The organism is Mesorhizobium sp. M8A.F.Ca.ET.202.01.1.1 (assembly GCF_004791595.1).
Classification (GTDB): domain Bacteria; phylum Pseudomonadota; class Alphaproteobacteria; order Rhizobiales; family Rhizobiaceae; genus Mesorhizobium.
Genome location: NZ_SRUN01000002.1, coordinates 273,699 through 286,334 on the forward strand (window position 1 = coordinate 273,699; position 12,636 = coordinate 286,334).

The window sequence follows — 12,636 nt, forward strand, 5'->3', positions numbered from 1 at the left end:
ATTACTTACACCGCCGACAACATGATAGTGGTAGACGGCGGCGTCCACTACGGGCGCCAGATAAAACTCCAGGAGGCGACCCAGTCCTACCAACTCGCCAACGTGGCTTTTCGGCGGCGCATCATAGACGGGCTCTTCCGCCTTCTCCGCAGCCCGTGCCGTAGTAGACTTGAAATAGAATGGGCCTTACGTAAGCGTTACTGTAAATGGAGTTTGTGGTGCGCAAGATTGGAGAAATTGCGATCGAAGGCAACGAGACGCTATGGAAGTATTTTCGTTTCGAGCGCTTCCTTTCAACGCTCGCGGAAAGCAGACTCTATTTTGCATCGGCCAATCAGTTTATCGATCCTTTCGAAGGCGCCGTCGCTGTCCAATTGAACGTGCCGCCGCCTGATCCGCGCTACGCCGAAGTGGAGGGCGTGGAGCGCGCCTTCTTCCAACTTAAACGGTTGACCAAGATAAGCTGCTGGCACCGTGCCGTCTATGAGAGTGACGCGATGTGGAAGCTCTACTCCGGTGAGCACAAGGGCATCGCGATCTGCACGACGCCCGATCGCATGCGCGCCGCCTTCAAACCCTTTCGGCTCAAACCGGAATATGGCGTCGAAGATCTGTGGGGCGGTCCGGTCCAATATGTAGACTTGACTCAGGTTCGGATGCGCGGCATCGGCATGCTCGACCGGTTCTTTTTCAAGCACCGAGCTTTTGAATGGGAGCGGGAATATCGGCTCGCCATTTCCGTTAGAATGGCTGAGGAATTTGGCGTCCGAGTTCCCGAACACGGCATCCTCGTCGACGTCGATCTTCCCACTCTGATTGAACGCATCGTGCTCGGCTCAACCACAACCGAAGCCGAGCGCGCCACCGTGTCTCAACATGTGGCTGCCGCCGGGCTAAGCGATCGCCTTGAGCTTTCCACCCTTCTCGGTCGACCTCGCTATGTCTAAGGCCCAGCAAGCAGGCGCCAGCGCAAGGCGAGGCTCGGCAGAATGATATCGTACTCGGACACCGCACTCACGATCTCGGAACCGCTGCAGACCAACGCGGTCGTCTGGATTCACTCGCTACCGGAACAGGAGATGGGCCCCAGCCGGCGTATCCTAGAAGACCTTGAGGGCCTCTCCACCGCCGGTGGTTTCCCCGTGTTCGAATATGCGGTTCGAGATCGTAGCGAACTGAGCGAGCTGTTCAGCCAGTTGACGACGAAGGCCGAGCAGGGATTGAGGCCGGTGCTCCATGTCGATGCTCACGGAACAATTGACGAGGGGCTCCTGCTAGCGCCGAGCGGCGAACGCGTCGGCTGGGCTGAGATCATCGAAGATCTCCGTGCCCTCAACGTTGCGGCGGCCAACAATCTCACCTGCATCTTCGCTCTTTGCTTCGGGTTGCATCTCTACAAACAAGTGAGCCTGAGGCGTCCCGTGCCGTCCTATCTCTTCTTCGCACCGCCCGCTGAAATCAGCGTCGGCTTCCTCGAGGCGCAAACGTTGGACTTCTATCGAGAGATGAACCGCACCTCGAATGTGACAGCCGCATTCGAGCAGACCCTGGGCGGCGTCATGCAGTCATTTCACTGCCAGGGTTTGTTCCTGCAGTCGCTGTTGCGATACATTCGAACCTACTGCATCGGGCGCATGCGGCAGGATCGCCTGGAGCGCATGGTCACGGCCGTTCTGCAACGCGACGGCATCGCAAATCCTTCCGGCGCACAACTGAAACAAGTCAGGCGCAAGATACGTGAATCTCTGAAACCCGGTCAGAAGGTGATCGATCTGTTCGCGCCGTCCTTCCTGATCGGCCGCGCCCCCGCCTTCACCTACGCCGATCTCGACCGGATCCTGAAGCGCTCTGTCCGCTCCGGGCGATCTCAACGGCGCTCGGCATCGAGCTGAAGGCCGAGCGATCTCAAGCTCGCGTCGCGATGGACAACCCGAAACCAGCCGGACGCCGGTTCGCCAAAACGCTCCACCATCACTTGGCCCATTCCACGCCTCACCCGCCGATCGACATACAGCTCGACCCGCAACATCGCCTTGTCGGCGGCGACCTGGGCGAGCAGATCGATCTGCCTGGTTCGTGCCGTCAAGCCTTCGCCGCTCTTGTCGATCTCTTCAATTGCCAGCGTGCAGTGATCGAGGGGACCAAAGATGACGAGGTGCGTCCCTGCGGGCATGCCCGGTCGCGGTGGAGGCGCATGCCCCATCTCGCCGAGCTCGACATGGGTCTCGACGCTCCGCAGGTCCTCGTCCTCCCCTAGAATCTCGCGTGCGAAGTCGAACGCATCGGTATCGGCATAAAGATAGCCAGCGCTTTGCGAGACCTGGAGACCATTGAGGTAGCGCACCATGTTGCCATCGATAGCGATCGGCTCACCGGACCGCAGGCCGTCCCGATAGCGGATCATTCTTGTCTTGCGTTCGGGCTCGATATCTGCGCTCGCCGCCAGTTCGTAACGTTGGACGATCGTCTGGCAATGCAGGGCAAGCGTCAGGCCAGGTGAAACCGGCAGCATCACCACTAGGCCCGGCGAAGTGAGCCCGACATTCCCATAGGGGAATGCGTTGATCCGGCTGACCGGATGGTCCGAGATGATGAAGCGATGCTCGCCGTCGCTCGCATAGATGGCGGGATGAAGATCAAGTAGCGCAACGGTGTGACCTTCCCGTTCAAGGAACGCCTTGACGGCGCCAAGTCTCACTGACGCATCAGATGGCATAGCCATGTGCGGATCGGCATCCCGGTCATAGCCGACCTGGCGCATCATCTCCCGCAATTGGCCCGCCAGATGCTTTGGTCCCGTTCGGCTAAAATGCGTCCGCAGCATCTGGGTCGCGAAGAAATCGGCCAGTGCAATACGGTCATCCGCCGTCATCCACGCGAGCGAACGTCGCGAGACGATTTCGACGACGAGGCGCGCGGAGCGCGCATCGACCTCCTGGAACAGATCCTCGAAGTTCCATTTGGTATCGCCCAGGCTCACCACATTGAAGTCATTCTCGGAGCCAGCATTGGCAATCGACGTCAGAAAAGATCGGTCGGACCGCTTGGCGAAAACGTAGATGGAGCGTCGTTCTGGATCGGCCGCAAAGTGCCGAAGCTGGGCCTGAGGAACAAAGTGATGCTTTCTGGATGGCCGGTTCATCGTTCCCTGCAGTGATGCGGTGCTTCGGCGCCGTTGAAAGTGCGGAGGTATTTCGTCGGGCACCACATGGCGGCAAGCCCGTCAGATTTTGTCCACTTGTGATATCCGACCGCAACTAACTCCTACGTGCACGGAATGTTAGCTTCTGTAAACGACTCAGCCAAAGTCAGAGTCGCCGTCAATTTGGGTCAACGGATGGCAAGTTTCGTGTATTCGCAAATTCGCTCCGAATGACTACGATGGAGTCGTAGACGGACGGCAAATTTTGCCTACTGGGTCCGAACGACCGCTATCCGCGGTACGCTCACCACATTCGGACCGTCCGGAGACGGCCCAAAATGAGACATTCGCGGTACTTCACCGTGTGCTGCTGGCAGCGGATGGCTCAAGCATTCATTCAGGTCATGCCAAGCTGTTGTCGGCTGACATCTCGGCCACCAATTCGCTTCATCTTTTTTGAAAACCAGTGGTGCCCTTGCCTCCACGTCGGCCATTTCGCGGAGCGCACCAACGACCTCTCGAACGGGCTGATCTGGCCGAAGGACGGCTGAAGCCTCAACCGCCTATGCCGCAATGGCGCGTCGCGCGTTTCTTCCCCTTGGCAAAGCCCATTCCTCGCGAAACCAAGAAACGCGCGCCTGCGCCATCCTCCGCTTTGCTGCGGTCGCAAGCGATGCGGCGGCGGTCGCCTTCGGCCCCACGATCGCCATCGAGGTCGCATGGTGCGGGCTCGGAAACGAGAAAACGGAGACTGAAAATGGCTACCATCGGCACCTTCAAGAAGAACAATGCGAACGAGTTCACCGGCGAGATCGTCACCCTCAGCGTCCAGGCCAAGGGCGTGCGCATCGTCCCCGACACAAGGGCCAGCGGCGAGAACGCTCCAAGCCACCGCGTCGTGGTCGGCAAGGCCGAGATCGGCGCCGCCTGGTCCAAGCGCTCCAACGAGGGTCGCGACTATCTCGGTCTCAAGCTCGACGATCCAAGCTTCACCGCTCCGATCTACGCCAACCTCTTCGCCGACGAGGAAGGCGAGGGCCACAGCCTCATCTGGTCCCGCCCCAACCGCCGCAACGGCGAGTAAGGTGGCAGACGCCTCGCCCCGGTACCGGGCGAGGCGTCTTCTGCCGGTGACCGCGGAAGCTCTCCGCACCGCCGGCCGCCATAGCCCGGCCTCTTGTCATCGGATGCGTTTCTGGATGCGCGATGGCGTGAAGATGGCGGAGCGCGGCCACCACCAATTGCTGCGCGCGCCGACGCACATCCTGAAGACCATCGGCGGTGCGAAATAGCGCCCCTCAATTGCGCACCTGATCACCGTCCCCACGCTCCTCCATCCTGGCCATCTATCGCCGTTCAACCGCAACGGCCGGAAGGAGAGACCTCATGAACGCCGACGCCGCGCCATTGCCGCCGCGCTACCTGCGCACTTCGGAAGCCGCGCATTTCCTCAGTCTTTCCGCGCGCACGCTAGAAAAACACCGCACCTACGGCACCGGGCCTGCCTATCGCAAACTTGGCGGCCGCGTCGTCTACGCGGTCGACGACCTCCAGGCCTGGGCGCAGCGCGGCGCCATGACATCGACATCCGATCCGCATGGCTCGGTGCTGCCCGCCAAGCCTCAGGCGGCGCGCCTGATCGCCTATGCCGGGCGCGAGAGGCGCTGAGCCCGCTGATCTCTCCTATGTCTGGACGCACACGCCAACCGTCAGAACGCCGACAGCTTGATCTGTTCCACGCGCTGCCCGGTGTCGTCGCGCCACGCGATGCGCAGGACCTCATGGCCTATCCCTTCTTCTCGCTTGCCAAATCCAGGCGCATCGCGCCGATCGATTTTCGCGCCGGCGATGTCGTTATCTGCGTCGAAGCGATGCCCGACCACGGCATGGCGACGATCTGGGACGCCGATATCCTGATCTGGGCCGCGAGCCAGATCGTCAGCGCGCGGGATGCCGGATTGCGCACCTCGCGCCTGATGGCCGCGACGCCATACGAAATCCTTACCTTCATCGGCCGCGGCGTCTCGAAGCGGGACTATCTGCGCCTCAAGGCGGCGCTCGACCGCCTGCAGTCGACAAGCGTCGTCACCTCCATTCGCCAGCCCGCGGAAGGCCGGCGCCATCGCTTCTCGTGGATCAATGAATGGCAGGAACTGTCCGGTCGAAACGGCCGCCCGCTCGGCGTCGAACTGGTCCTGCCTGACTGGTTCTATCGCGCCGTCATGGACGATGCGCTGATCCTGACCATCGACCGCGCCTATTTCGGGCTGACGGGCGGCCTGGAGCGCTGGCTTTATCGGCTGGTGCGCAAGCATGGCGGACGCCAGCGCGCCGGCTGGCGTTTCGACATCAGCCACCTGCATCGCAAGTCCGGCAGCCTCTCGCCGCTCAAGCGCTTCGCCTTCGAGCTGCGTGACATCGTGCGCCGCCAACCTTTGCCGGGATATCTGCTGTTCACGGAGGTCGAAGCCAGCGGTCGCGTGCTGTTGGCTTTCGAACCGGCGCCCGCGCCTGTTGACAGGATCGTGCCATCGGGAACCCGAACTATCGTGCCATCGGGAACCGCAGCCTCGTGCTTTCGGGAACCGCGACCGGCCTTAAGGGACGGGCCCGGAACGGAAAATCGCGCTCCTAACTTAGAGTCTAACTCACAAACTAACCTTCTTGCGCGCGAGACGCGGGCCGGCGATGGCGACCAGAAATGGCGGTGGGTTGGCCGGCGCGAGGGAGACGACACATGACGTCGTCTACCCGATCGACGCCGCGCAGCAACTTCACGACGGTCGAGTTGATCTGGATCGAGAAGCGGATCGAGCACTGGATACGCTTCGGACGCCATGCACATGAGACAATCGTCGACGAGCGGCGCCGCGTCGTCGGATTTGCGCCGGGCAGTGTTTTTGCGTTCGTGCGCTGGGCGGCGAATGACTTTGGCACCATCGTTTCGCGCGTCGACATCGTGCGCGCCGTCTTGCCCGCTGAACCATATCAGACGCTGCCCTATATCCGGCCAGGCGGCGAGTCCCTGCTCAAGATCGCAGGCTGGGACAAGGTCGAGCGGGTTCTCCAACTGATCGATGCGATCGAGGCGATCGGCCTCGATCCAGTCGAGGCCGCACCGGACTATTGGCGTCAAACCAACAACCGTCTGGTCGCCGGCGGAACGCCGCGCGCCTATTCGCTCGAGCAGCACCAAGCCTTCCTGCTGCGCAAGCGAGCCACATCATGAGCCGCGCCGCTTGCCTAGCCGCGGCCCTTGCGGCGGTCATCGCGACGGTCGCTCCGGCTGTCATGGAGATGCCGCCGCTGCTGCTATGGAACGCATCGGCCAGCACGCCGATCGGGCTCTATGCGATCAGGGAAATAGGCGCTCCGACGGCTGGCGTGCTCACTGTCATCGAACCGCCAGAGGCGGTCGCCCGGTTCACCGCCGAGCGTGGCTACCTTCCGCTCGGTGTGCCGATGCTGAAGCACGTCGAGGGACTTCCTGGAGAAGAAGTCTGCCGCGTCGGTCGCGTCATCACGGTGAACGGGCTTGCGGTGGGTGCCGCACTCGAGCGCGACCGCATTGGCCGCGCGCTGCCCGACTGGCAGGGCTGCCGCATCATCGCGGCCGACGAAATCTTCGTCATGAATCCAAAGGTCCAGGACAGTCTCGACGGCCGCTATTTCGGCCCGTTCCCGGCGAGTTCGATCGTCGGTCGCGCGCTGCCGCTTTGGACCGACGAGGGGGGCGATGGCCACTACGCCTGGCTCGCGCCAGTGAACTGAATTCACCCAGCCAACAAGAAAAAGGAGCTACTTCATGGCCGAGATCGGCGTCTTCCAGGAAACAGAATCCGGTTACTCCGGGCGCATTCGAACGTTGCTCGTGGATGCCGAACTGGTGCTCGTCCCCACCAGCGCGTCCGACGGCAAGGCGCCGGATTTTCGCATCCACATCGGCGACGGCAGCGGCCCCGAGGTCGGCGCGGCCTGGAAGGAAACCGGACAGACGGCTGGCGACTATCTGTCTTGCCGATTGGAAGATCCGCTGTTTGGCCGGCGCTTTCGCGCCAGTCTCTTCCGATCCGATGACGGCTCCTGGTCGCTGCGCTGGATGCGGCCGAAATCGCGGCCGGAGCGCGCTCGATGAGTGGGCCATCGGCGCCGAAATGTGCGGAAGAAAGCCGCCCCGTCTGTTGGTTGCCTGCGCGGCGTGAGACACTTTTCCTTATCGGTGGCATGCTGATCTTCTGTCACGCAATGACAGGAGCGCTCGCACAATCCGCGCCGGTCTCCCGCAAATCCGCGGACGATCCTTATGCCGCGCATATCGCCGAGGCTTCGCATCGCTTCCGCGTTCCTGAGCGCTGGATACGGGCAATCATGCACCTCGAAAGCGCCCGCGACGCGCGCGCGATCTCGCGAAAGGGGGCAGTGGGTTTGATGCAGATCATGCCCGGAACCTTTGCCGAGCTGCGCCTTCGCCATCAACTCGGCCGCGATCCTTATGATCCGCACGACAACATCCTTGCCGGCACCGCCTATCTTCGCGAGCTCTATGATCGATACGGCTCACCGGGCTTCCTTGCCGCCTACAATGCCGGGCCAGGACGCTACGAAGCCTCCTTGAAGGGCCGACGGCTGCCGGCCGAGACGCGGGACTATGTTGCGAAGCTTCGCCCTTTCTGGGGCGGCGGTGATGTTCCCGGCCCGCTCACCGCCGGCTATGCCAAGGCCGTCACTTGGAAGGCCGCGCCGCTGTTCGTAGAGCGGTCCGGGTCCATGGCCGCTTCCCGTCTTTCGTCCGGCGATGACGCTTCCGTCGAGGTCTGGTCGTCACCTTTGGTGCGCGAACTTTTCGCTGCCGGTTCGCAGCCGCGCCGACTGTTCATGGGGTCCGACGTCGCGACATCGCAGCGATGACGAAGTCTCCGTCAAATCGCGCCCTGGCGTCTCTTTGGACGTCGCGGCCTGCGGGGCGCGTCGGGCACAGGGCAACAACCGAGGGATGGCAAGATAAAAGGGGGCACATTGTGCTGATGTCGGTTGGTTGTTTTTGCTGGGTTTTTCGCCGCTTCCCGCACATTGCAGCGCCTCGGCGCAATGTGCTGGGACCATGCAAATCATTGTGTTTGTTTCGCTTTTGGCAGTGTGTGCGGCGTTGCCATGGCCGATGAGCGCGAATTCCGCGTCCGTCCGGGGCGCATTCGCTCGACGCGATCCCAATCGTCGCGGCCTTTCATCGCCCAGGCGCTCGCGGCCGCCCAGAAGGCTGGCGGCGGCGTGTCGCGGGCCGGCAGGATCAGTTCAGGCAAGCGCTCGCAATTCGGACGCGGCAGGGCAGCGAGCGTTCAGGCCAACCGTTTGCTTACCGGCCGCTCCCGCTTCGCCACGATCAAGACCCGGGTGGTTCGCCATTCGAAGCGTGGCGCGCCGCTGGCTACCCACCTCCACTATCTGCGCCGCGAGGGTGTCACGCGCGACGACGCCAAAGCCCGCATGTTCGGACCGGAGGGTGACGATGCGTCGACCGAGGATTTCGTCGCACGCTGCAAGGACGACCGGCATCATTTCCGCTTCATCGTCTCGCCCGAGGATGCGCTCGAGATGGCCGATCTGAAATCCTTCACCCGTGATCTCATGGATCGCATGCAGAAGGATCTCGGCACGCCGCTCGACTGGGTCGCGGTCGAGCACTGGAACACCGACAATCCGCACGTCCACGTCATCCTGCGCGGCCGGGCCGACGACGGCCAGGACCTAGTGATCTCACGCGACTACATTAGCCGCGGCATGCGCGATCGCGCCAGCGATCTCGTCACGCAGGAACTCGGCCCGCGGTCTGATCTTGAAATCCGCCGGCATGTCGAGCGGCAGGTCGAGGCCGAGCGGTGGACCGGGCTCGACCGCCAGATGCTCCGCGACGCACGCGACAACGGTGTCATCGATCTCGCGCCGCATGCCGATCGCCAGCCTGATGAATTTATCGCGCTCAAGGTGGGTCGGCTGCGCAGACTGGAAACGCTCGGCCTCGCCGATCAGATCGGGCCTGGCCAATGGATCGTCAGCGACAGAGCCGAGGCCACGCTGCGCGAAATGGGTGAGCGCGGCGATATCATCAGACGCATGCATCGCGCCCTCTCGGCCCGCGACATTGAACGCGCGAGCGCCAGCTATGTGCTGGCCGCCGAGAGCGTCGATGAGAAGATTATCGGCCGTCTGATCGAGCGCGGACTGGATGACGAACTCAAGGGCACGGCCTATGCGGTCATCGATGGCATCGACGGTCGTTGCCACCACGTCCGGCTCGCCGACCTCGAGGCGGCGGGCGACGGCGCGCCGGGCTCGATCGTCGAATTGCGCAAATTTGACGACGCGCAGGGACGCCGTCGACTGGCGCTTGCCGTGCGCTCGGATCTCGACATCGAACGTCAGGTCGTTGCGGAAGGGGCGACCTGGCTCGACCGGCAGGCTCTCGTCCGTCCTGCGGTGGCACTATCGGATGGCGGCTTCGGCGCCGAGGTGCGCCAGGCGCTTGATCGGCGCGCCGAGCACCTGGTCGGATTGGGGCTGGCAGAGCGGCAGCCGCGCGGAACTGTCTTTGCCGGCAACTTGATCGGCACGCTGCGCCAAAGGGAACTCGACGCGCTGGGAAACAGGCTGTCGGTCCAAACCGGCCGGTCGTTCAACCGTGCCGGCAAAGGCGAATTCGTGGCCGGCACCTATAGCCAACGCCTTGCGCTTGCGTCCGGCCGTTTCGCGATGATCGATGACGGGCTCGGCTTCCAGCTCGTACCCTGGACGCCGTCGTTGGAGCGCCATCTCGGCAACCACGTCTCCGGTGTTGTTCGCGGTGATGGCGGCGCCGATTGGAGCTTCGGCCGCAAGCCCGGTCTCGGCTTGTGAGAGTGCTGCCCATGGATCTGGAATCTTGGGTTGCCGATCGCCTGTTTTCCTTGCCGGCAGTGCGAGACGACACGATCAGCGTCAGCCCGCTGTTGAACCTCACTTCGACCTTGCCGACCTCTCGGCACAAAGGAGAAACGAATGTCGGGAACGAAAGTCCTTTGGGGGCAGATTGTTGCTGTCTTCCTGATCGTGCTCTTCACCATCTGGGGATCGACGCAATGGTCGGCGTGGCAGCTGGGTTATCAGGAGGGGCTGGGGGCGCCTTGGTTCGTCATCGGCGGCCTTCCAGTCTATTATCCGCCGGCCATCTTCTGGTGGTGGTATTTCTACGACGCCTATGCGCCTGGCATCTTCATGCGCGGCGGTCTGATTGCCGCCTCGGGCGGCTTCATCGCGATCGCCGTGGCGATCGGCATGTCGCTCTGGCGTGCGCGCGAGGCGACGAAGGTCGCGACCTATGGCTCTGCGCGCTGGGCCGACAGGAGCGAGGTGCAGGCGGCAGGCCTGCTTGCCCCCGACGGCGTGGTGCTGGGTCGGTACGGACCACACTATCTGCGCCACGATGGGCCCGAGCATGTGCTTTGCTTTGCGCCGACGCGTTCGGGAAAGGGTGTCGGCTTGGTCGTGCCGTCGCTGCTCACCTGGCCTGGCTCGGCGATCGTCCATGACATCAAGGGCGAGAACTGGGGCCTCACCGCCGGGTTTCGCGCCCGCCACGGCCGGGTGCTGCTGTTTGATCCGACCAATGCCAGATCGGACGCATACAATCCTTTGCTCGAGGTTCGCCGCGGGGAATGGGAGGTCCGCGACGTGCAGAACATCGCCGATATCCTTGTCGACCCGGAAGGCTCGCTTGAACGACGCAATCATTGGGAAAAGACGAGCCACGCGCTTCTGGTTGGCGCGATCCTGCATGTGCTTTATGCCGGACCGGACAAGACCCTGGCCGGCGTCGCCGCATTCCTGTCCGATCCGAAGCGACCGATCGAATCGACCTTGGCAGCCATGATGACGACGCCGCATCTGGGCGAGGGCGGTCCGCACCCGGTCATTGCAAGTGCTGCCCGTGAGTTGCTGAACAAGTCCGACAACGAACGTTCCGGCGTGCTCTCGACGGCGATGTCCTTCCTTGGGCTCTATCGCGATCCGGTGGTGGCGCAGGTGACCCGCGCCTGCGGCTGGCGCATCGCCGATTTGGTCGGGGATACCCGTCCGGCGACGCTCTATCTGGTCGTTCCGCCCTCCGACATCAGTCGCACCAAACCGCTGATCCGTCTCATCCTCAACCAGATCGGCCGCCGTCTGACCGAGGATCTGCAGGCGAGGGCGGAACGCCATCGCCTGCTTCTGATGCTGGACGAGTTCCCGGCGCTCGGGCGGCTCGACTTCTTCGAATCCGCGCTCGCTTTCATGGCCGGCTATGGGTTGAAGGCTTTCCTGATCGCGCAGTCTCTCAATCAGATCGAGAAGGCCTATGGGCCGAACAATTCAATTCTGGACAACTGCCATGTGCGCGTCAGCTTCGCGACCAATGACGAACGCACCGCAAAGCGCGTGTCGGATGCCCTTGGCACGGCAACCGAGCTGAAGGCGATGAAGAACTATGCCGGCCACCGGCTCTCGCCATGGCTCGGTCATCTCATGGTTTCGCGCTCCGAAACGGCTCGGCCATTGCTGACGCCAGGCGAGATCATGCAATTGCCGGCTGGCGACGAGATCGTCATGCTGGCGGGCACGCCGCCGATCCGGGCGAAGAAGGCGCGTTACTTCGAAGACCCGCGATTGTTTAAGCGCATTCTGCCGCCGCCGGCTCTTGCCGATCGAACCGAGCCGGAGCCTGACGATTGGACGGCGCTTCCGCTGCCGCTTCCGTCAGGGAGTGCGGCTGCCGCGACGGTGGTGGCACAAACCCAGCAGGAATCGACCGAGACCGAGTTGCGGCGTCAGCCCGAACTCGATCCCTTTCTTCCTGCTGCGGCGGCGCCGCCGCTTGTCAACGAGTTCGAGCCCGACGTGCCTGACGACGCTGATGATCTGGCTGCGAGCAGCAGCCGGATGGCGCGCCTTGCGCGCGGCGTGGCGCGGCAGATCGCGCTCGATCCGGATGACGGTATGGGGTTGTGAAGGTGGTGACGGCAGGAAAGAAAAAGGTTCAGATCTCCGTCTATCTCGATCCTGCTGTCATGGCGATGCTGGTCGACTACGCTGCCAGGCGCGACCGCTCTCAGTCGCTTATCGCTGAAGCGGCGATCGCGTCTTTCCTCTCGCCCGATGCCGACACCCAACGCGAGGCGGCTGTCTCAACGCGCCTCGACCGTAGCGACCGCCGGCTTGCGCGTCTTGAGCGCGATGTCGGCATCTCGATTGAGACGCTGGCCGTGTTCATTCGCTTCTGGCTGGCGACCACCCCGGCGCTGCCTGAGCCGATGGCCCAGGCAGCGCGCGCCAAGGCGAGCGAGCGTTATGAGGCTTTCGTCTCCGCGCTTGGCAGGCGCCTGGCCAAGGGGCCGAACTTGCGGCAGGAAATCCCCGAAGACGTCGAGGCTTCCCGCGATCCGGAACAGACGTGAACTCGACACGTCTGTCCGCGGACCGTGGGC

General features: G+C 63.0%; 13 protein-coding genes. 12 read left to right on the forward strand and 1 reads right to left on the reverse strand.

Annotation, left to right across the window (positions count from 1 at the left end):
- Window positions 1-218: 218 nt before the first annotated feature.
- Window positions 219-947 carry a DUF2971 domain-containing protein gene (locus EN845_RS06080; RefSeq protein WP_210234929.1) on the forward strand — a complete coding sequence of 243 codons (729 nt, stop codon included), beginning with the start codon at window positions 219-221 and terminating at the stop codon, window positions 945-947.
- A gap of 42 nt (window positions 948-989) precedes the next feature.
- Window positions 990-1,892 (forward strand): hypothetical protein, encoded by a 903-nt coding sequence (locus tag EN845_RS06085; RefSeq protein ID WP_135906822.1) that lies wholly within the window; start codon window positions 990-992, stop codon window positions 1,890-1,892.
- Here EN845_RS06085 and EN845_RS06090 read toward each other — a convergent pair.
- A complete protein-coding gene (locus EN845_RS06090; protein WP_135906823.1) occupies window positions 1,868-3,142 on the reverse strand; it encodes a DUF4238 domain-containing protein in 1,275 nt (424 codons plus the stop codon). The genes EN845_RS06085 and EN845_RS06090 overlap by 25 nt on opposite strands.
- Window positions 3,143-3,899: 757 nt before the next feature.
- On the opposite strand from EN845_RS06090, the gene EN845_RS06095 reads away from it, so the two are divergent.
- The 10 genes from EN845_RS06095 (at window position 3,900) to EN845_RS06140 (ending at window position 12,606) form a co-directional block, all read left to right on the forward strand.
- The gene (locus EN845_RS06095) at window positions 3,900-4,226 is read left to right on the forward strand and encodes a DUF736 domain-containing protein (protein WP_135906824.1); all 327 of its coding nucleotides are present in this window, start codon (window positions 3,900-3,902) and stop codon (window positions 4,224-4,226) included.
- Window positions 4,227-4,528: 302 nt separating this feature from the next.
- Window positions 4,529-4,810 (forward strand): helix-turn-helix domain-containing protein, encoded by a 282-nt coding sequence (locus tag EN845_RS06100; RefSeq protein WP_135906825.1) that lies wholly within the window; start codon window positions 4,529-4,531, stop codon window positions 4,808-4,810.
- Window positions 4,811-4,827: 17 nt separating this feature from the next.
- Window positions 4,828-5,883 carry a replication initiator protein A gene (locus EN845_RS06105; protein WP_135906826.1) on the forward strand — a complete coding sequence of 352 codons (1,056 nt, stop codon included), beginning with the start codon at window positions 4,828-4,830 and terminating at the stop codon, window positions 5,881-5,883.
- Window positions 5,880-6,371: a DUF2840 domain-containing protein gene (locus tag EN845_RS06110; protein WP_135906827.1), complete on the forward strand. Its 492-nt coding sequence runs from the start codon at window positions 5,880-5,882 to the stop codon at window positions 6,369-6,371. The genes EN845_RS06105 and EN845_RS06110 overlap by 4 nt, the downstream gene beginning before the upstream one ends.
- A complete protein-coding gene (locus EN845_RS06115) occupies window positions 6,368-6,913 on the forward strand; it encodes a S26 family signal peptidase (RefSeq protein WP_135906828.1) in 546 nt (181 codons plus the stop codon). Before EN845_RS06110 ends, EN845_RS06115 begins: the two co-directional genes overlap by 4 nt.
- Window positions 6,914-6,947: 34 nt before the next feature.
- Window positions 6,948-7,277 (forward strand): DUF736 family protein, encoded by a 330-nt coding sequence (locus EN845_RS06120; RefSeq protein ID WP_135906829.1) that lies wholly within the window; start codon window positions 6,948-6,950, stop codon window positions 7,275-7,277.
- A 110-nt stretch (window positions 7,278-7,387) separates the two neighbouring features.
- Window positions 7,388-8,050 carry a lytic transglycosylase domain-containing protein gene (locus tag EN845_RS06125; RefSeq protein WP_135906830.1) on the forward strand — a complete coding sequence of 221 codons (663 nt, stop codon included), beginning with the start codon at window positions 7,388-7,390 and terminating at the stop codon, window positions 8,048-8,050.
- A gap of 243 nt (window positions 8,051-8,293) precedes the next feature.
- Window positions 8,294-10,033 carry a VirD2 family relaxase/mobilization nuclease gene (locus EN845_RS06130; RefSeq protein WP_135906831.1) on the forward strand — a complete coding sequence of 580 codons (1,740 nt, stop codon included), beginning with the start codon at window positions 8,294-8,296 and terminating at the stop codon, window positions 10,031-10,033.
- 141 nt (window positions 10,034-10,174) lie between these two features.
- Window positions 10,175-12,160 carry a conjugal transfer protein TraG gene (locus EN845_RS06135; RefSeq protein ID WP_135906832.1) on the forward strand — a complete coding sequence of 662 codons (1,986 nt, stop codon included), beginning with the start codon at window positions 10,175-10,177 and terminating at the stop codon, window positions 12,158-12,160.
- A 5-nt stretch (window positions 12,161-12,165) separates the two neighbouring features.
- Window positions 12,166-12,606, forward strand: coding sequence for a CopG family transcriptional regulator (locus EN845_RS06140; RefSeq protein ID WP_189521913.1), 441 nt, complete (start codon window positions 12,166-12,168; stop codon window positions 12,604-12,606).
- Window positions 12,607-12,636: the final 30 nt, after the last annotated feature.

Coding starts and splice junctions, on each gene's coding strand:
- EN845_RS06110 (WP_135906827.1), top strand. CDS start 5,880: ATGACGTCGTCTACCCGATCGACGCCGCGCAGCAACTTCACGACGGTC.
- EN845_RS06090 (WP_135906823.1), bottom strand. CDS start 3,142: ATGAACCGGCCATCCAGAAAGCATCACTTTGTTCCTCAGGCCCAGCTT.
- EN845_RS06135 (WP_135906832.1), top strand. CDS start 10,175: ATGTCGGGAACGAAAGTCCTTTGGGGGCAGATTGTTGCTGTCTTCCTG.
- EN845_RS06100 (WP_135906825.1), top strand. CDS start 4,529: ATGAACGCCGACGCCGCGCCATTGCCGCCGCGCTACCTGCGCACTTCG.
- EN845_RS06130 (WP_135906831.1), top strand. CDS start 8,294: ATGGCCGATGAGCGCGAATTCCGCGTCCGTCCGGGGCGCATTCGCTCG.
- EN845_RS06105 (WP_135906826.1), top strand. CDS start 4,828: ATGTCTGGACGCACACGCCAACCGTCAGAACGCCGACAGCTTGATCTG.
- EN845_RS06120 (WP_135906829.1), top strand. CDS start 6,948: ATGGCCGAGATCGGCGTCTTCCAGGAAACAGAATCCGGTTACTCCGGG.
- EN845_RS06125 (WP_135906830.1), top strand. CDS start 7,388: ATGACAGGAGCGCTCGCACAATCCGCGCCGGTCTCCCGCAAATCCGCG.
- EN845_RS06115 (WP_135906828.1), top strand. CDS start 6,368: ATGAGCCGCGCCGCTTGCCTAGCCGCGGCCCTTGCGGCGGTCATCGCG.
- EN845_RS06095 (WP_135906824.1), top strand. CDS start 3,900: ATGGCTACCATCGGCACCTTCAAGAAGAACAATGCGAACGAGTTCACC.
- EN845_RS06085 (WP_135906822.1), top strand. CDS start 990: ATGATATCGTACTCGGACACCGCACTCACGATCTCGGAACCGCTGCAG.